21 protein-coding genes are annotated in these 18820 nt (G+C 58.5%); 12 read left to right on the top strand and 9 right to left on the bottom strand.

Annotated elements, in window-relative coordinates; all coding sequences use genetic code 11:
- The first annotated feature begins 43 nt into the window (after positions 1-43).
- The 3 genes from Q0802_RS21580 to Q0802_RS21570 all read left to right on the top strand — a co-directional run bounded on the left by Q0802_RS21580 (position 44) and on the right by Q0802_RS21570 (position 1982).
- Complete coding sequence (locus Q0802_RS21580; RefSeq protein WP_298921940.1) at positions 44-1324, top strand: acetylornithine deacetylase/succinyl-diaminopimelate desuccinylase family protein; 1281 nt, start codon at positions 44-46, stop codon at positions 1322-1324.
- Positions 1325-1420: 96 nt separating this feature from the next.
- Complete coding sequence (locus Q0802_RS21575; protein ID WP_298921939.1) at positions 1421-1594, top strand: hypothetical protein; 174 nt, start codon at positions 1421-1423, stop codon at positions 1592-1594.
- 28 nt (positions 1595-1622) lie between these two features.
- Positions 1623-1982 (top strand): Fic family protein, encoded by a 360-nt coding sequence (locus Q0802_RS21570; RefSeq protein WP_298921938.1) that lies wholly within the window; start codon positions 1623-1625, stop codon positions 1980-1982.
- Here Q0802_RS21570 and panC read toward each other — a convergent pair.
- Positions 1979-2833, bottom strand: a complete 855-nt coding sequence (gene panC / locus Q0802_RS21565) for a pantoate--beta-alanine ligase (protein WP_298921937.1) — start codon at positions 2831-2833, stop codon at positions 1979-1981. The two genes, Q0802_RS21570 and panC, sit on opposite strands and share 4 nt — an antisense overlap.
- Positions 2830-3669, bottom strand: a complete 840-nt coding sequence (panB, locus tag Q0802_RS21560; RefSeq protein ID WP_298921936.1) for a 3-methyl-2-oxobutanoate hydroxymethyltransferase — start codon at positions 3667-3669, stop codon at positions 2830-2832. The genes panC and panB overlap by 4 nt, the downstream gene beginning before the upstream one ends.
- 165 nt (positions 3670-3834) lie before the next feature.
- Here panB and Q0802_RS21555 point away from each other — a divergent pair, with 165 nt between their 5' ends.
- Together Q0802_RS21555 and Q0802_RS21550 are read left to right on the top strand one after the other, a co-directional pair.
- Positions 3835-5310 (top strand): ABC transporter substrate-binding protein, encoded by a 1476-nt coding sequence (locus Q0802_RS21555; protein ID WP_298921935.1) that lies wholly within the window; start codon positions 3835-3837, stop codon positions 5308-5310.
- Between the two features lie 313 nt (positions 5311-5623).
- Entirely contained in the window at positions 5624-5833 is a 210-nt protein-coding gene (locus tag Q0802_RS21550) for a hypothetical protein (protein WP_298921934.1), read from the top strand.
- Between the two features lie 148 nt (positions 5834-5981).
- On the opposite strand, the gene Q0802_RS21545 is transcribed toward Q0802_RS21550, so the two are convergent.
- Positions 5982-7106, bottom strand: coding sequence for an acetoin utilization protein AcuC (locus Q0802_RS21545; RefSeq protein WP_298921933.1), 1125 nt, complete (start codon positions 7104-7106; stop codon positions 5982-5984).
- 77 nt (positions 7107-7183) lie between these two features.
- Between Q0802_RS21545 and Q0802_RS21540 the strand changes: the two genes are divergently transcribed.
- The 7 genes from Q0802_RS21540 to Q0802_RS21510 are packed head-to-tail and all read left to right on the top strand — an operon-like array spanning position 7184 to position 13193.
- Positions 7184-8131, top strand: coding sequence for an ABC transporter permease (locus tag Q0802_RS21540; RefSeq protein WP_298921932.1), 948 nt, complete (start codon positions 7184-7186; stop codon positions 8129-8131).
- A complete protein-coding gene (locus Q0802_RS21535) occupies positions 8128-8943 on the top strand; it encodes an ABC transporter permease (RefSeq protein ID WP_298921931.1) in 816 nt (271 codons plus the stop codon). The genes Q0802_RS21540 and Q0802_RS21535 overlap by 4 nt, the downstream gene beginning before the upstream one ends.
- Positions 8940-10553, top strand: coding sequence for an ABC transporter ATP-binding protein (locus Q0802_RS21530; RefSeq protein ID WP_298921930.1), 1614 nt, complete (start codon positions 8940-8942; stop codon positions 10551-10553). The genes Q0802_RS21535 and Q0802_RS21530 overlap by 4 nt, the downstream gene beginning before the upstream one ends.
- Positions 10546-11043 (top strand): GNAT family N-acetyltransferase, encoded by a 498-nt coding sequence (locus Q0802_RS21525; RefSeq protein ID WP_298921929.1) that lies wholly within the window; start codon positions 10546-10548, stop codon positions 11041-11043. The genes Q0802_RS21530 and Q0802_RS21525 overlap by 8 nt, the downstream gene beginning before the upstream one ends.
- Before the next feature lie 10 nt (positions 11044-11053).
- On the top strand, positions 11054-11800 hold the full coding sequence (locus tag Q0802_RS21520) for an SDR family oxidoreductase (RefSeq protein ID WP_298921928.1): 747 nt from the start codon (positions 11054-11056) through the stop codon (positions 11798-11800).
- Positions 11797-12147, top strand: coding sequence for a cupin domain-containing protein (locus tag Q0802_RS21515; RefSeq protein WP_298921927.1), 351 nt, complete (start codon positions 11797-11799; stop codon positions 12145-12147). Before Q0802_RS21520 ends, Q0802_RS21515 begins: the two co-directional genes overlap by 4 nt.
- 56 nt (positions 12148-12203) lie before the next feature.
- The gene (locus Q0802_RS21510) at positions 12204-13193 is read left to right on the top strand and encodes a P1 family peptidase (protein ID WP_298921995.1); all 990 of its coding nucleotides are present in this window, start codon (positions 12204-12206) and stop codon (positions 13191-13193) included.
- 2 nt (positions 13194-13195) lie between these two features.
- On the opposite strand, the gene dxs is transcribed toward Q0802_RS21510, so the two are convergent.
- From dxs to pufB, 6 genes are all read right to left on the bottom strand, one after another.
- On the bottom strand, positions 13196-15142 hold the full coding sequence (gene dxs, locus Q0802_RS21505) for a 1-deoxy-D-xylulose-5-phosphate synthase (protein WP_298921926.1): 1947 nt from the start codon (positions 15140-15142) through the stop codon (positions 13196-13198).
- Positions 15143-15366: 224 nt separating this feature from the next.
- A complete protein-coding gene (gene pufC, locus Q0802_RS21500; RefSeq protein WP_298921925.1) occupies positions 15367-16482 on the bottom strand; it encodes a photosynthetic reaction center cytochrome PufC in 1116 nt (371 codons plus the stop codon).
- 2 nt (positions 16483-16484) lie between these two features.
- The gene (gene pufM / locus Q0802_RS21495) at positions 16485-17480 is read right to left on the bottom strand and encodes a photosynthetic reaction center subunit M (RefSeq protein ID WP_298921924.1); all 996 of its coding nucleotides are present in this window, start codon (positions 17478-17480) and stop codon (positions 16485-16487) included.
- A 2-nt stretch (positions 17481-17482) separates the two neighbouring features.
- Positions 17483-18331 carry a photosynthetic reaction center subunit L gene (pufL, locus tag Q0802_RS21490; RefSeq protein ID WP_298921923.1) on the bottom strand — a complete coding sequence of 283 codons (849 nt, stop codon included), beginning with the start codon at positions 18329-18331 and terminating at the stop codon, positions 17483-17485.
- 159 nt (positions 18332-18490) lie between these two features.
- Positions 18491-18649, bottom strand: coding sequence for a light-harvesting antenna LH1, alpha subunit (pufA, locus tag Q0802_RS21485; RefSeq protein ID WP_013984575.1), 159 nt, complete (start codon positions 18647-18649; stop codon positions 18491-18493).
- Between the two features lie 12 nt (positions 18650-18661).
- Positions 18662-18814: a light-harvesting antenna LH1, beta subunit gene (gene pufB, locus Q0802_RS21480; RefSeq protein WP_195822146.1), complete on the bottom strand. Its 153-nt coding sequence runs from the start codon at positions 18812-18814 to the stop codon at positions 18662-18664.
- Positions 18815-18820 lie beyond the last annotated feature (6 nt).

Raw genomic sequence — 18820 nt, 5'->3', positions numbered from 1 at the left:
CACGGTGCTTGCCATTCCGCGCAACTGCTTGGACACTGCGGCCATGACATCTGCCCTGAAAAAATCCATTGCGGCAAAACGCGATGATCTTGTGGCGCTGACACGGGATCTCATTCGCATCCCCACGCTCAACCCCCCTGGCGAAAACTACCGCGACATATGCGAATTTCTGGACCGCCGCCTGTCTGCCTGCGGGTTTGAAACGCAGTTGATCCGGGCCACAGGCACACCGGGTGACAGTGACAAATATCCGCGCTGGAACATCGTGGCGCGTCGTGACGGCCGCAAACCCGGTGATTGCGTCCATTTCAACAGCCATACCGATGTGGTCGAAGTCGGGCGCGGCTGGACAATGGACCCCTTTGGCGGCACCGAAAAGGACGGCAAAATCTACGGGCGCGGAGCCTGCGACATGAAAGGCGGGCTCGCGGCCTCTATCATCGCCGTTGAAGCCTTTATCGAAACGCACCCAACCTATTGCGGGGCCATCGAAATCTCGGGCACGGCAGATGAGGAATCCGGTGGCTACGGCGGTGTTGCCTATCTCGCCGAGCAGGGTTTTTTCGATCCCGAACGCGTGCAGCACGTGATTATTCCAGAACCTCTGAACAAGGACCGGATATGCCTTGGTCATCGTGGCGGCTGGTGGGCGGAGATCGAAACCAGGGGCGAAATCGCGCATGGCTGCATGCCGTTTCTGGGCGACTGCGCGGTGCGCCACATGGGAGCTGTTCTATCGGAATTCGAAGACAAGCTCTTTCCGGCCATGGCTGCGCGCCACACCGACATGCCCGTGGTGCCCGAGGGCGCCCGTCAATCTACGATGAACATCAATTCCATTCACGGCGGGCAGCCGGAGCAGGCCGATGATTTTACCGGCCTGCCTGCACATTGTGTGCCCGACAGTTGCCGCATCGTGATTGACCGGCGCTTTCTGGTGGAAGAACCGCTGGATCAGGTGCGCGACGAAGTCAAAGCGCTGCTCGAAGGGTTGAAAGCCAGCCGCGCCGACTTTGACTATGAGCTCACAGAGCTGAACAGCGTTCTGCCCTCCATGACAGATCGTGACGCACCGGTGGTGCAGACAGTGGCCAAAGCCATCGAAGATGTGATGGGCAAACCCCCCGAATACGTGGCCTCCCCCGGCACTTATGACCAGAAACACATCGACCGGATTGGCAAGCTGAAAAACTGTATCGCCTACGGGCCGGGCATTTTGGAACTGGCGCATAAACCGGATGAATACGTCGGCATTGACGATATGATCGACAGCGCGCAGGTGATGGGCCACACGCTGGAGATTCTGCTGCTGCCCCAATGCTAACCATCAGGCAGCGGATCAACTGGTTACATCCGGTTTACGATCCCTTGATATGTTGCCCGAGGATGTGCATCTTCGGATGAATAAGGACACCGGAAAATGGCCAAGACAAACAGCGCCACAGTCGCACGTGCCGCCCGTACCGGCAAATTCACCGTTCGCAAGGATGGTGGAGATACATCCGTGCACGCTTCCGGCAAGAAAACACCCAAAGTCGTGCGTTCCTCGATCAGCAAGAACAGGGACGCCCTAAAGCGATTGGCCAATCGGTAAGCGGCACTACCGGGTCAATCTGGGTGATGTGCTGGAAGCCCATGAACAATCGCTCGAAGCCTTCGGCGGACTGCCAGGCATTTGCAATCTCGACAGCATTCTGGGTGCTATCGGCAGACCCTACCACGGTTATCACCGCGCCATTCACAAGAAGGCTGCGGCCCTGCTGCACGGCCTGGCGACTTCTCACGGTTTCAACGATGCAAACAAGCGTAGCGCATGGTTGACCACTGAGGTACTTTGCCTCAACAGCGGTTATGATCTGGCGGTGAGACCCGGTGACCGGATTGACGACATCGTGGTTGATGTCGTGACCGGCGCCATGACACAGGAGGCGCTTGAGAGATGGTTCCGTGCGCGCCTGTCCAAATTGGATGAATACTCTTAGCGCGCCGCCGGAATGTCGATATTGTCGATCAGCCGGACACCCGCCAGCCATGCTGCCGCGAAAAGCCGCGCAGGCGCGCTTGGTCGCGCAAGCAGGGCCAGCGTATCGCAGGCGCGCAGCTCAAAGTAGTCAATATCCGTGAACCCCGCGGCGGCAAGACGTGTCAGGGCTTTGGCCTGCAGCGGCGCGAAATCCGCCCCGCTGCCGAGTTGCCCGGCCACATCCTCCATGATCTCAATGAGGCGCGACGCGTTCACCCGGGCCCTGTCGGACAGCAGCAAGTTGCGTGACGACATGGCCAATCCGTCCTCTTCGCGGATGGTCGGGCAGCCCACGACCTCGACGCCCAGATCAAGATCGCGCGCCAGACGCCGCACGACCATGAGTTGCTGAAAATCCTTTTCGCCAAAAAACGCCTTGTCAGCGGATGTTTGGGTAAAAAGCTTGGTGACAACGGTCGCAACCCCGTCGAAATGCCCGCGCCTGTGTGCGCCACAAAGCACATCTGTCATGCCCCCGACGGATACATTTGTCGCAAACCCTTCAGGGTAGATTTGCGTCACATCCGGCACGTAGATTGCATCAACCTCAAAACGCGCCAATTTGCGCGCATCCTCTTCTTCGGTGCGCGGGTAATTGTCGAGATCCGTTGACTGGTTGAACTGCTTGGGATTGACGAAGATCGTCACAATCACCCGGTCACAGGCGGCTTTGGCGGCGGCAACGAGACTCAGGTGACCATCATGCAGCGCGCCCATGGTCGGCACCACGCCAATGGTTTCTTCCGCTCGGTGCCACGCCTTGGTGCATGCGCGCAAGTCGGTCAGATGCCGGATGATCGGTGCGGTCATGTCCCGGCCTTCGGTTTGGGGGCTTCATCGGCAAAAACATGTTCCGGGCCGGGAAAACGGCGGGCGCGCACCTCTCTCGCATAGGCGGCAATGGCCGCCTCCCCTTCTTCCCCCAGATGCGCGTAGCGTTTCACGAATTTGGCTTTGAAAGCCGTGAATAGACCCAACATGTCATCCACCACCAGGATCTGCCCATCACACCCCGCAGAGGCCCCGATGCCGATTGTGGGGATGTTGATCTGTGCCGTGATCCGGTCGGCCAGACCTTCTGGCACCTTCTCCAGCACGACCGCAAATGCACCCGCTTCTGCCACGGCCTTTGCATCCTGCATCAGCGTGTCAGCGTGTGGCCCGCGCCCCTGAACGGTATAGCCCCCTAGCGTGTTGATGGATTGCGGGGTCAGCCCGATATGCGCCATCACCGGAATGCCGCGTTTGACCAGAAAGTCGATTGTCGGGGCCATATGCTGCCCGCCTTCGAGCTTGACAGCACCCGCGCCGGTCTCGCGCATCAATCGCGCTGCACTGTCAAAGGCCTGCTCAGGGCTCTGTTCATAGCTGCCAAAAGGCATGTCGATGACCATCATCGCGCGACTCAAACCGCGTGACACAGCCTGCCCATGCAGGATCATCATCTCCATCGTGACCTCCAGCGTGGAGGGCAAGCCGTGCAGCACCATGCCAACGCTGTCGCCGACCAGAACGAAATCGCAATGCGCATCCATCAGCTGTGCCATCGGTGTCGTATAGGCGGTTAGGCTGACGAGGGGCGTGCCGCCCTTGCGGGCCCTGATGTCGGTGGGCATCGGCGCTTTTTTCTGCGCTGTGGCACTCATGATCCGCAATCCTCCGATCAGCTTTCGCTGCCAGATAACAATGTGCTCCCCGAAAATCTACGGCAAACCGCCCGCCTGCCACTTGATTGCTGCCGGGTTTGTTGTGACACTTCACCACAAATCAGGGCGCGGCACCCGTGCCCCGCCCCTACACGGAGGACAGTCATGTCAACGTTGAAAACCGCCCTTTTTGCCACCGCTTTCGCAACTTTTGGGATCACGGCATCCGCCCAGACGGACATTACCGTCGCATTGCAGCTGGAACCACCGCACCTCGATCCGACCTCTGCCGCCGCCGGAGCCATCGACTCGGTGCTTTATACCAATGTCTTTGAGGGTCTGACACGGTTCATGGCAGATGGCTCCATTGTGCCGGGTCTGGCGAAAAGCTGGGAGATTTCTGACGATGGCCTGACCTACACCTTCACATTGCAGGAAGGTGTCACCTTCCATGATGGCACGACAATGGACGCGGAGGATGTCAAGTTCTCTCTCGACCGCATTCTTGCCGAAGACAGTGCCAACGCCCAGAAAGCGCTGTATTCGGCCATCGCCAAAGTTGACGTCATCGACGCGCTGACCGTCAAAATCACGTTGAGCGAACAGAACGGCAATATGCTTTTCAATCTTGCCTGGGGTGATGCGGTGATCGTGGCCCCAGAAAGCATCGAAAACATCAAGCAGATGCCCATCGGCACCGGCGCGTTCAAGTTTGTCGAGTGGGTACAAAGCGACAGGATCGAACTGGTGAGAAACCCTGACTACTGGGGCACACCCGCCAGTCTGGAGGCGGCAACCTTCAAGTTCATCTCTGATCCCACTGCCGCTTTTGCCGCCGTGATGGCTGAGGATGTGGATTACTTCTACGCCTTTCCGGCACCGGAGAACCTGCCGCAATTCGAAGCGGATCCGAGATTTCAGGTGCTGGTGGGGTCGACAGAAGGCGAAACCATTCTGAGCACCAACAACAAATTGCCGCCCTTCGACAATCTTCTGGTCCGGCAGGCCGTTGCGCATGCCATTGACCGCCAGGCCATTATCGACGGCGCCATGTTCGGCTATGGCACACCCATCGGGACGCATTTCGCGCCTCATAATCCCGCTTACAAGGATTTGACAGGTCAGTCTGCTTTTGATCCCGAAAAGTCCAAAGCCCTGTTGGCCGAGGCCGGGCTGGCAGACGGGTTCGAGACGACGCTGTACCTGCCTCCCCCCTCTTATGCTCGCCGGGGCGGCGAGATCATCGCCGCGCAATTGGCTGAAGTGGGAATCACTGCCAAGATCAACAATGTCGAATGGGCTCAGTGGCTCGAATCAGTTTTTCGCGGCAAGGATTTTGGCCTGACCATTGTCAGCCACACCGAACCGATGGACATCGGCATCTACGCCAACCCCGACTACTACTTCCAATACGACAATCCTGATTTTCAGGCGCTTATTACCAAATTGAACAGCACGACCGACCCGGATGTGCGCGGCCAACTAATGGGTGAAGCGCAACAAATCATCGCCGACGACTACGTGAACGGTTACCTGTTCCAACTCGCGCAACTCTCTGTTGCCAAAGCGGAATTGCAGGGTTTGTGGGCAAATGCCCCGACACAGGCAACTGATCTCACGGCGGTGACCTGGGGCAATTGACCTCTATCACTGTACGCAATTTTGCGCCTACCAGCTCGGTGAGGCGTCTTAGCGCTGTCTCAAATTGACGCAACTTGTCCGGATTCAGATCAATACAAATGCAGAATTGCCTGTGTAGGCTGGGGCAGTGATGAGACACGCGCTGTCTGTAAAGTGTCCAAAGCCAATCTTTTCGGAAATTCCTTGCTTAATTCTTGAGCAGTTACTTGCAAAATTTCTACTTAAGCGTGTATACTTGTTTGTGCCAACCTTGGAATAGGCAAAGCTGCAATCACTACTGTCACTCGATTTTCTGCTCAAAAAGGAGACTGCATTGACCCCTCTCGAACAGCGCGCCTCTCTACTGGAACAACAGATCGAAAAAGCTTCACAAAAGGAAAGACTGGAACTCGTACCTCAAATTGATCGTGTCATCGCAACTTTAAGCGCCCGCGGGGAAGTTGTCCCGCAGCGGCTCATTCGGCTGAATAACGTGCTGAAGGAAGAAGTTATCGAAGACATGTTCGACAATATGCCGGTGTAATTCCCCCGAACGCACCGGTACGGGACAGGCCCAAAAAAACCTGACATTTCGAGCAGGAAATGTGCCTCCCACCGAAGGGAAAACCGAAACGGAACCGACGTTGTACCCACGTCACACCGTGCTCGGTTTTCCCTTCACTTTATTTGGACTACACTTCTCTTCCCATTGATCGTTGTATCAGAACCCGCACGCGGTCCTTGATCGTATCCCGCACAGGGCCGTCACGCGGCACATCGCGCAGCGTCGTGAACCAATGCTCAGGCGGGTTCTTACCAAGGCGATTTCCTTCAAACTTCAGACCGCGCAGGACGTCTTCTGCCACCACCGGAAGGCGATCGGGAATCTCAAAATCGTTCAGGGCGGCCCAAACCCCCGTCCAGAGCCGCCCAACAGACCACGGATTATATCCACCACCCCCCAGAACCAGCAATCGCGGGGCGACACCCATCAAGGCCCGGACAACGGCCCAATGCGCATTGTTGGAAAGGCTCAGATGCGCCAGCGGGTCTTCCTCCACGCCATCGGCACCACAGAGCAGGACAATGGCATCGGGTCGAAAGGCTGTCGTTTGCGGCACAATCAACGCGTCCCTGATGAACCCCATTTCACTGTCATTGAAACCCCGCGGCACCGGCAGATTCAGCGCTGAACCATCTGCCGTGTCTTCAAGCACGCCGGTTTTGGGCCAAAGGCGTTCTTCATGTACCGAAATCATCAGACAATCGGGATCACCCGCAAACCCGACAGCAACCCCGTCGCAGTGATGCGCATCAATATCCACATAGACAATGCGCCGGACACCGTTGCGGCGCAGGCTGAGCATGGCCAGCACCGGATCGTTCAGATAGCAAAACCCGTTGGCGCGGTCAGGCATGCCGTGATGTGTGCCGCCGGGTGGGTTATAGATGATACCCCCCTCCCGCAGCAATTCGCCCGCCAATAGCGAACCACCCGCAGCGGTGGCCGGACGGCGATATATTTCCGGAAAAACCGGGTTGGTGATGGACCCCAGATCGTGGCGCGCGGTGTCTTCGGCCGTGGCGAATTGATCGGCTTCGACACGTTGCAATGCATCAATGTAGTCCGGTGTATGCCACGCGGTAAGGGCTTTGGGTTTCGCGCGTGGGGCAGTGATGAATTGCTCTGGCGGCAGCCAGCCCAACGCCCGGGACAAATCCATCACAGTGCTGACACGCGGCACGCGCAGCGGGTGCCAGCGCCCATAGCTGGAATGACGGAATATTTCAGCACCGATGAAACGTGGTTGACCCATGAGAGCAGACCTAAACCATTGGCCGCAATCAACAACCCCTCTGGACCCAGGGCAAGCCACCGCCTAACGTCTCCACAATGCTGCGCTATGTGCTCAAACGACTGATCTCGCTGGTCCTCAGCCTCGCTGTTGCATCCTGCATCATTTTTGTCGTGATAGAAGTGGCCCCCGGCGATCCGGCCTCGTTCATGCTGGGCATCAACGCGCAGCCCGAAACCCTCGACGCCCTGCGCAACGAACTTGGCCTCGATGTGTCAAAGACACAGCGCTATCTGAACTGGGTCGGAGGCATGCTGACGGGCGATTTCGGCACCTCTTACACCTACCGTACACCGGTTTCCGACATGGTGGCCGACCGCATCGGGGTGTCGATCCCGCTGGCGCTTTATGCGCTGACCCTCTCCATCGTGATCGCCTTTCCCGCCGGGCTCTACGCTGCTGCACGGCGCGGCAAAGCGGGCGATCTTGGCGTCACCGGAGCCACGCAACTGGGTGTGGCCGTACCGAATTTCTGGTTCGCCATGATGCTGGTGCTGGTCTTTGCAATCCATTTGCGCTGGTTTTCCGCAGGCGGCTTTCCCGGCTGGGACAAAGGGTTTTGGGGCGCGCTGAAATCGCTCACATTGCCGGCGATTGCCCTGGCTCTGCCGCAGGCCGCCATCCTGACACGGGTGATGCGATCCGCCCTGCTGGATGTGCTGGGCGAGGATTTCATGCGCACCGCTCGCGCCAAGGGGTTGTCCCAACGACAAACGCTCTGGCGGCATGGTCTGCGCAATGCTCTGATCCCGGTGCTCACGATCATCGGGTTGCAATTTTCCTTTCTCTTCGCCGGGACCATCATCATTGAACAGGTGTTTTACCTGCCCGGCCTCGGACGGCTGATTTTTCAATCCATCTCGGCCCGCGACCTGATTGTGGTGGAATCCGTGGTCATGCTGGTCGTCTTCGGCGTCATTGTGATCAATTTCCTGGTGGATCTGGCCTATGCCGCCGTTGACCCGCGCTTGAGGTCACGCTCATGAGACGGACCCTTGTTCTGGGAGCAATCCTGTCCGCCTTCTTTATCCTGCTGGCCCTTTTGTCACTGGTCTGGACGCCCTTTGACCACACCAGCCTTAACATCCCCGATAAACTGCAAACACCCGGCGGCACCCATATTCTGGGGACAGATCATCTGGGCCGCGATATCCTCAGCATGATCATGGTGGGCGCGCGTACCTCGATCGCCGTGGCCGCTGTAGCGCTCGCCATCGGCTTGTGCTTCGGGGTTCCTTTGGGGCTGATCGCCGCCATGCGCAAAGGCGGCTGGCTGGACGAGTTCATCATGCGCGGAAACGACATCATCTTCGCCTTCCCGCTGCTGGTCATGGCTATTCTGATCACGGCTGTATTCGGCCCGTCGGCGATCAATGCGATTGTTGCTTTTGGCATTTTCAACATTCCCGTCTTTGCCCGTGTCACACGAGGCGGCGCTCTGCCACTTTGGGAACGCGAATTCATCATGGCGGCACAGGTCGCCGGGAAATCCCGTGTCCATATCTCCATCGAACATATTCTGCCCAATGTGCTGAATCTCCTGATCGTTCAGGGCACCGTTCAGTTTGCCCTTGGCATTCAGGTGGAGGCCGCCTTGTCCTTTGTCGGGCTTGGCGTGCAACCGCCGACGCCCTCGCTGGGCCGGATGCTGGCGGATGCCCAGACGATGGTTGGTTTTGCGCCGCATCTGGCGATCTTCCCCGGCCTCGCCATCATCGGCATTGTGCTGGGCCTGAACCTGCTGGGTGACGGTCTGCGCGATGCGCTTGATCCACGGTTGCAAAGGCAGCGTACATGAGCCTTTTGCAGATCAAAAACCTGTCGCTGCGCATTCAAGACACGCCCATCCTGCGCGATGTCAGCCTTGATGTCGCAGAAGGAGAGATCGTCGCCATCACCGGGGAAAGTGGTTCCGGAAAATCCATGACGGCACTGGCCGCCCTGCAATTGCTGCCAAACGGTGCCGAAGCGACGGGAGAGATCGCATTGGATGGTAAGGATCTGATGTCGCTCACCGAAAGCGAGCTGTGCCACTTGCGGGGAAATGACATCGGCATGATCTTTCAGGAGCCGATGACGGCCCTGAACCCTGTGCACAAAATTGGCCGACAGGTGACAGAAACCATCCGCATTCACACGGCCCTCTCCGCCGCGGACGCCCGCAAACAGGCCGAAGACATCCTGACAAGGGTCGGTCTGCCGCCGGAGCGTTTCCCGCTCAGTCGCTATCCGCATGAATTGTCCGGCGGGCAACGGCAGCGTGTTATGATCGCCATCGCCATTGCCCTGCGGCCAAAACTGCTGATCGCTGATGAACCGACAACAGCCCTGGACGTGACGACACAGGCGCAGATCCTCGATCTGCTCAAATCGCTCGTGGCTGATTTTGGCATGGGGCTCATCATGATCACCCACGATCTTGCGGTTGTTGCCGATATGGCGGACCGCATTGCCGTCATGCGGCACGGCGAAATCGTTGAAACGGCGCCGACCGCGGATCTGTTGCGAGATATGCGCCACACCTATACGCGCATGCTCTTTGAAGCCTCTTCGCATAAGGTCGATCTGCCAGAACCGCCCGAACCACGCCCCTTATTGAGCGTCAAAAATCTTTCTTGCAGTTACCGTTTACCGCGCCGCACCCTGTTGAAACCACCCGGTACATTCGACGCCGTGAAGGACGTGAGCTTTGATCTGATGCGCGGTGAAAGGCTGGGGCTGGTGGGTGAAAGCGGGTGCGGCAAGTCCACGCTGACACGCGCGATCCTTGGTCTGGAAACCCCGCAATCAGGCACGATAATGCTCGATGGTGCCGCCGTCAGCCCCGAAGGACGACCCGATTTCGAGGTTCGCAGGCGTATGCAAGTAGTGTTTCAGGACCCCTTCGGCAGCTTCAATCCCAGGCACCGCGTCGCCCGTCTGATCACGGAACCATTCCATTTGCTCACAAAACCGCCGGCCGGCGCTGACAGGCAAAAAGCCATAGATGCGGCCCTGACAGACGTCGGGTTGAAACCTCAGGATGCAGGGCGCTATATCCATGAGTTTTCCGGCGGGCAAAGACAACGGATCGCAATTGCCCGCGCGCTGATCATCCGACCTGACCTGATCCTTTTTGACGAGGCGGTCTCGGCACTGGATGTGTCTGTCAGGGCGCAGATACTTGACCTTCTGGCCGATCTCTGCCGGGCCTACGAGTTGACCTATCTCTTTGTATCTCACGACCTCAGTGTGGTACGTTCGGTCACCGACAGGGTCATGGTCATGAAAGCAGGAGAGATCGTAGAGCAAGGCCAGACAGAAGCGGTCTTTACCGATCCTCAACACGCGTATACGAAAAAACTGTTGGCAGCCGTGCCACAGCTTCCCCAGATCAACAGGCAGGAGCAAACAGCCACCCATGTCTGACATCAAGCTGTTGCCGATAAACCAGCGAGATCACAGCGAAGATGCTTTGGACCTTGCTCAGCGGGCCGCGGATTACGTGATCCTTGAGGTGGGCCACGCCCCCAATGCCGCATTCATTGATGATTTTTTCGAGGCCGTCCCGCCCGGCTTGATCAAATCCGACCTGATGAATTTCGGGGTCATGCAGCAAACGGCCATGACCGGCATCGTCTGCATTGCCAAAGGCTATGAATTGCCAACAGACTGGTGGATCGGGTTGTTATTGTTGGACCCTGCATATCGTGGCAGCGGCATCGGGCACAATGTGGTACAGTTGATCAAGACAAGGGCGCGCAAGGCGGGCATGAGCATGCTCAAACTTGCCGTGTTGGAATCCAATCCTCGTGCGTTGCATTTCTGGGCGCGCGAAGGCTTTGTCCCCCACCGATATGCCCCGGCAACGCCAGACAGCGACGGGCACAACAGATGGGTTCTGAAGCACCAGATCTAGGGAGGTTAACATGCGACTGACGGGAAAAACGGCGATTGTGACAGGCGGTGCCTCAGGTTTTGGCGCAGGCATCGTTCGCAAGTTTACCTCCGAGGGTGCCCGGGTCATGATTGCGGACCTTAACAGGGAAGGCGCACAAAGCCTCGTTGAGCAAATGGGCGATCACGCCATTGCCTGCCATGTCGACGTGGCAAATGGTGATTCAGTCGGCGCAATGGTCGCACAGGCGATGAAAGAATGGGGCCACATTGATATTCTGATCAACAATGCGGGCATCACACATCTGCCCGCCGCCATGGAAGAGGTCACCGAAGAGGATTTTGACCAGGTTCTGGCCGTAAACGTGAAATCCGTGTATCTCACCGCCCGCGCTATTGTCCCGCACATGAAAGAACGTGCAACCGGCACCATATTGAACATCGCATCAACAGCTGGTGTTTCGCCGCGCCCCCGACTGAACTGGTACAACGCCTCCAAGGGCTGGATGATCACGGCGACCAAGGCAATGGCGGTTGAACTCGCACCCCATGGCGTGCGGGTCAATGCACTCAACCCAGTCGCGGGCGAAACACCCCTGCTCAAATCATTCATGGGTGAGGATACGCCCGAAATGCGTGCCAAGTTTCTGGCCACCATTCCGCTGGGCCGGTTTTCGACACCGCAGGACATGGGCAATGCCGCTTGCTTTTTATGTTCGGAGGAGGCTTCCATGATCACCGGTATCGCGATGGAAGTCGATGGAGGGCGCTGCATATGAAACCGATAAATCTGGCTGAGAAACTCGCGCAGTTTACCAGCCACTGGGACCCCCATGTGGTGGCGGACTACAATGACAATGAAGTCATGGTGGTACGGTTTCAGGGCGAGTTTCCGTATCATCTGCATGAGGACACGGATGACTTCTTCCTTGTGCTCGAAGGTGAGATGATCATGGACCTGCAAGACGCTTCGCATCCGGTAAAAGCAGGGGAGCTTTTTGTTGTCCCGAAAGGTGTGACCCATCGCCCCCGCGCACGAGCCGAGTGCAAAGTCCTTCTGATCGAGCCCAAGGGCGAGCCAAACACCGGTGATCCCGAAACAGCGGCCCCAAAGCCCCGGATCTAGCGGATGGGGGATATACGCATCATGCCATGGGAAGCCTTCTGCGAAGACGCCGGATGATGGAACCGGGCCGCCGTAATCTGATCACCGATGTTACTGGCCTGCGTGTCGGAAACGCGCAGGATGCCGCGCTGAAATCAGGCTGCACGGTTGTCACGGCGGACGCGCCTTTCGTGGCCTCTGTCCATGTGATGGGCGGCGCACCGGGCACGCGGGAAACGGATTTGCTGGCACCGGACAAAACCGTGACAGAAGTAGACGCGCTGGTGCTCTCGGGTGGGTCCGCGTTCGGGCTGGATGCCTGTTCCGGCGTAGTTGACGGGCTCAGGGCCAACGGGCGCGGTTTTCCGGTGGGCCCGGTCAGAGTTCCGATTGTGCCGGGGGCCATTCTCTTTGATCTGCTGAATGGCGGTCAGAAAGATTGGACACAGAACCCATATGCAGCACTGGGCCGCGCGGCCTTTGATGCGGCACGCGCTGAATTTGACCTTGGCACCGCTGGCGCAGGCACCGGTGCGCTGACCGGAATGCTCAAAGGTGGATTGGGTTCAGCCTCTCTGCGACTGGACGACGGCAGCATGGTCGGCGCTTTGGTCGCCGCCAACCCGCTGGGCTCGGCAACCACACCGGGGGATCGCCATTTCTATGCGGCACCTTATGAAATTGGCACCGAATTCGGGGGGTTCGGGCCAGACAGCCGTTCCGGTCTGGGTCTTGACCTGCCCAGCCGCAAACGCGATTTGGTCTCTCAGGGTGGCAATACGACAATCGCCATAGTTGCAACAGATGCGCGACTGAGCAAATCCCAATGCCACCGCGTGGCCGTCGCCGCCCATGACGGCATAGCCCGCGCAATTGTTCCGGCGCACACTCCGGGGGATGGGGATCTGGTCTTTGCCCTGTCCACAGGCGCGAAACCGGCGGGCGATGCGGGTCTGATCGGGCATGCGGCATCACTGTGCCTGTCGCGCGCCATCGCCCGTGCCGTCTTTCATGCAACGCCCGCGCCGGGTGATTTGCTGCCCTGCTGGCGCGATCAGAATGCCTGACGTCAGTCGCGGGTATGCCGGGCGAGGCCGAGATCAATCACCTTGCGATCATGTTGAAGCGCATCCATCACCGTTTGCACGATCCCTTCGGCGTCAACACCGGCATCCCTGTACATCTCAGCCGGTGCTGCCTGATCAATAAATCTGTCCGGCAGGCACAACGTGCGCAGGCGGCATCCGTGATCAAGCAACCCATGGGCCGCCATTTCCTGCAGCACCATCGCACCGAAACCGCCTTTGGCCCCCTGTTCAACCGTGATCAGCGCGCTATGTGACTGAGATAGAGTGGTGATCAACGCCATATCAAGCGGCTTGGCAAAGCGGGCATCAGCGATTGAAACGCTGATGCCTTCTGCTTCAAGGATTGTGCGGGCCGCGTCGCATTCTCCAAGATGCGTGCCAAGCGACAAGAGCGCCACGTCTCCCTGTCCTCCTTCGATCATACGGCCTTTGCCGATTTCAAGCACCTCGCCTTTTTCAGGCAGTGCGACACCGGTGCCATTGCCGCGTGGATAGCGAAAGGCGATGGGTCCGCTGTCATGTGCGGCAGCGGTTTCGACCATATGCACAAGTTCGGCCTCATCCGCTGCGGCCATGACGACCATACCCGGCAGCGCCCCAAGATACCCGATGTCAAAAGCGCCCGCATGTGTTGCGCCGTCTGCACCCACGAGCCCCGCCCGGTCGATGGCAAACCGGACCGGCAGGCCTTGCAGCGCCACATCATGCACCACCTGATCGTATCCGCGTTGCAGGAAGGTGGAATAGATCGCACAAAACGGCCTCAGCCCGCTCGCAGCCATGCCAGCGGCAAAGGTCACGCCGTGCTGTTCGGCAATGCCTACGTCAAAAACCCGTGCCGGGAACCGCTTGGCCATGCGGTCCACACCGGTGCCGCTTGGCATGGCGGCTGTCACGGCGACGATTCTGGGGTCACGCGCGGCGGCCTCTGTCAGCGCATCACCGAATACGCCGGTGTAGGACGGCGCATTTGCCTTGGCCTTGGATTGCACGCCGGTATCCACGTCGAATTTCGACACACCATGGTATTTGTCGGCTGATCCTTCAGCCGGCGCGTACCCTTTGCCTTTGACGGTACAGCAGTGGATCAGGACCGGGCCAGTTGCGCGCGCACGGGCACTGCGCAGTACGCTCAGCAACTGGTTCATGTCATGCCCGTCGATGGGACCGATGTAATCAAACCCAAGCTCTTCAAAAAAGGTGCCACGGCTTTCCAGCCCGGTGACCATTTCGCGCGCGCGCCGCGCGCCTTCGCGGACCGGTTTGGGGGCCAGTTGCTCCATCCCTTCGGCCACGGCGACCAATCCGCCAAAGGGGCCTTTGCGTGTCAGATCGGAGAGCGAAGAGAGGTAGGAGGACATCGCGCCAACGGGTGGGGCAATCGACATCTCGTTGTCATTTAGGATCACGAACATGCGCCGCCCTTCCGAGCCTGCATTGTTCAATGCCTCATAGGCCATACCCGCACTGATCGAGCCATCGCCGATCACGGCCACCGCGTCACCCGTCGGCTGACCCATATCGCGCCCGATGGTGAACCCGAGGGCTGCGGAAATGGAGGTACTGGAATGCGCCGCCCCAAAGGGGTCGTATTCGGATTCAGCGCGTTTGGTGAAGCCCGAAAGCCCCCCACCCTGCCGCAGCGTCGGCATGCGATCACGTCTGCCCGTCAGGATTTTATGCGGGTAGCACTGATGCCCCACATCCCAGACCAGCTTGTCACGTGGCGTGTCGAACACCGCGTGAATGGCAACGGACAATTCAACGACGCCCAGAGAAGATCCCAGATGCCCGCCGGTGTGGCTGACGGCATCGATCACTTCGGCGCGCAGTTCAGTGGCGACATCCGCCAATTCGCGATCCGTCATCTGGCGCAGGTCCGCCGGACCTGCCACGCGGTCGAGGGTTGGTGTGTTTATCTTGGTCATTGCGCACATCTCCTGTCTTGAGGGACACGGGGCTCTTGCCAAAGCCCGGTTTCCGCCCCTCGGGAAAGTTGACGTCGCATCCGGGGGTGAGCCCGGTTGCGACGTCAGGTTCCTGTAGCCAACAGGAAGGGAACAGGGGTGCCTAGGACCCCTTAGCCCGGATCAAGGAAGCCGATGATCCGTGCGCGGCTGAGTCAGGGGCGATCTGAACACCGCCCCTGACCTCATTCGTAGACCGGGGTCTCAGTCGTCGCGAGCTCAGGCCAGTCTGCTATTACGTTCATCCCCTGCATGGGTTGCTGGTAGCCCTTGTGGCAGGTCTTGCAGGCCGCTTTCGGGGCATCCGCATAGATCGGGCCAAGGCGCTCTTCAGGATAGGTTTCCGCCAGCGGCACGAGGTAATCATTATTCAATTCCTGCACCATCAGAATGCCAAGGCTTGCCGTGCTCCACTGCGGTGTCACCTGGCTGCCGTCGTAAAATGCGCGGGAGTTGTGACAGAAAACACAATTCACCCCGAGGCTGTTGGCGAAGTAATTCATCAGCGAATAGGTGCGTTCAGCATCCTGAATGGAGGCATAATCCTCGCCCCCCGGCACACCAGTCTCGCGGCTTTCCAGCGAATGCACGGCGATGGTCTCACCATCGAGCAGGTATTTCTCTAGTGCATCCGAGGGCAATGAGGTTGACTGACTGAGCGAGGTTGCCCGGTTCTGATTGGCCGTCCAGCCTTCCGCCGAAGCATTCACCGGCGAAATCTTGAACCAGATTTCCGATGGCACGTTCTCGCCGCGATGGCAGGTGTAGCAATTCACGCCAACCTGCTTTTCGGCGTTCACGTGACCGTCCCAGTTTTCATTGATGTTCTGAGTCATCTCGATCATGCGACGGGCGACGACCTTGGTATAAAGCGTATCCTCACCATAGGTTTCCAGATCGCCATCTCCGTGACAGTAGGCACAGCCCTCTTCCGGCGAGACCCATTGCGTCATAGCCGCCATCACACGGTTGAAATTGTCATCCGTCAATGCGCCCAACACCTGGACATTTTCATAGATGTCCCCTGCCAACTCTTCGCCACCTTCGGGAACATAGGGTTCTTCGGTGTAGTAATCCTCGATTGTCGGGTCAGGCAGGGTGCGCACAACGTTGAACTCCGGCACAGACATGCCTGTACCCCTTGGCCCCGTTTGCAAGGAAGCCGTTTGCGCCGGATTACCCCAGGCCACAACCATGGCCGCGGCGAAGATAGCACCTCCTGCCACGCCGACCAGAATGGCCGGTCCGAAGATATTCGTCGGGTTGTCCTTGTTCCATTTGTCAAACCACTTGGGCAGCATGATCAGTTCTCCTTCCCGATAAAGGCCTCATAGGAGCCGTAATCCGCGTAGCCGTAGGACCCGTCATAGATCGGTGCGAAGTTGTGTTCCTGCGCCCAGATGAACCAGTTGTCGACCACCGTGCCGGTGAGCAGGATGCCGATACCGCCGGTGATGGGGGTCAGCACGGCAAACCACCACGCCCAGCGGTGGATGCCTTCCATGGTGGCGTTGAAACCCATGGTCCAGCGCCAGAAGAGGGCCGCGCGTTCAGTTGCGGTACCACGGTCGTAAATCTGCTCCAGCTCACGGTCGCCGCCGTAACGTGTGACCGCCAGAATGGTGCCGCCGTGCATACAAAACAGCAGCACGGAGCCATAAAGGAACACGATGCTCAGACAGTGGAAGGGGTTGTAATAGAGGTTGCCGTAGCGGATCGAAAACGCCGTGGTCCAGTCAAGGTGCGGGAAAATGCCGTAAGGCACCGCCTCCGACCACGATCCCATCAGGATCGGACGAAAGAGACCCAGCACAAGGAACAACCAGACAGCGGCGGCAAACCCCCAGAAGATATGCTTGCCCATCTTGTGCTGTTCGGCCAGCAAATAGGCCCGCAAGAGCCATGTCATCACCGAGATCAGTAAAAAGAAACTGGCGATGATATACCATCCGCCGTCATTCAGCGGCGGCATCGTCAGCCCGTATTCCGGGGAGGGGGGTTCAAGCGCCAGCCAGAAAAGCTGCCGGATGAACTGCGGGATTGACCAGCCGACCTGCGCCAGCATGTTGAAGCCCACGATAAAGAACCACGCAAGCCCCGTGCCAAAGGCGACCATGCTGGTCCAGCCCCAGTAATAGGGGCCGATCTGGCCGTTGCCAAAAAGGCCCGCGAGCGTGTTGAAAAACGGTTTGCCGACCCGCTCTTCCATCATGTTGTTGCCGGCGTCATCCATGCCCATTTCGGGCGTGCCCTGAACCTGCACCTGTGTGAAAATATTCTGATATTCAGGATACATCATGATCACATCCCTCCCACGGCGACGGGTTCACCCCAGATCGGCAGGTCGAGCCACCAGTTCCACCACTCGGGCCAGCCTGCTGTCCAGACGGGACCGGAGATGATGATGCAGACGGCGGAGAAGAAGACCGCGTTGATCGCCAGCAGATAACCCAGACGGTGGATGCCCAATGTGCCAATGGAATAACCGATGAAATCGCGAAAGAAGGTGTCTTCGTGATCTGGCGTCTTGGCCTCTTCGCCCTTCTCCGGGTTGGCCGCGGACAGGATCAACCCGCCATGCAGCGCCAGCGCCAGCGTGGTTGTGAAAAAGAGCGTCACCGCCAGCATATGCGCCGGGTTATAGTGGAAATGCAGATAGGCGTAGCCGGTGTTGCTGACCCAATCGAGGTGGCTGAATATCCCATAAGGAAACCCATGCCCCCAAGCGCCCATCAGCAACGGGCGGAAGATCACAAGGGTCATGTAAGCGAGGATTGCGAAGGAGAATCCGGCAGGCACGTGATAGCCCATGCCCAGCTTGCGGCAAATCTCAACTTCGCGCAGCGCCCAGGAGATGAAAGCGCCGGTGGCGCAAATCGTGATGATCTGCCAGAGCCCGCCTTCCATCAACGGTGCCAGCCCCAACCCGTAGCTCAGATCAGGTGGCGCAATATTGATCAGCCAGGGATTGAAAGTCCCCTGCTGGCTAGCGCCCCAGAAAATCAGGATTGTCCCCAACAGGGCGAAAAAGGTCGTCGTAACGCCGAAGAAGCCCACGTAAAACGGACCCACCCAGAAGTCGAACAGATCGCCGCCAATCAGCGTCCCTCCGCGGACGCGATATTTTCTTTCGAAGCTGAGCAACGCCATCTTCACTCTCCGCGTGTGTGCGGCACGCCTAGATCAAGGCGGAGGCCGTCAGATTATTATGTCCCTTGTTCGCTGCGGGCAGAGGCGCACACTCAGGCCGCCCGCAGCAGTATTTTGTTGTCAGTCGATCAAAAGCACGCCTTGCCGAGCGCTCAGGATTTACTGACCACCTGCGGCAGCTGCCGCCTCGAACCAGTTCAGGCCGCTGCTGAGCACCACAAGGTGGATCATTGCAGCCAAAAGGAAGAGGAACACGCCCTGCGCCACGAAAACGCGACGGGGGTCGAAGATGAGCCAGATCTTGTAGAACTTTGCCATATCCATCTCTCCTTAACCGAACCAAGGACGCCAGATGTAGGTCGCCAAATGTGCGACCACAGCCACCGCCGAGAATAGCCAGAGGCCACTCATGTAGACGGAATGCAGTTCCTGCGCCTGTTCGTCTGTGAGACCTGTGAAGGACAGGTCGGTATTATCAGCCATAAGTAT

Source organism: uncultured Roseobacter sp. (assembly GCF_947495275.1).
In the GTDB taxonomy this organism is placed as follows: domain Bacteria; phylum Pseudomonadota; class Alphaproteobacteria; order Rhodobacterales; family Rhodobacteraceae; genus Roseobacter.
Note: the sequence above shows the minus strand (reverse complement) of the source record. Positions and strands in the feature narration are given on the sequence as shown.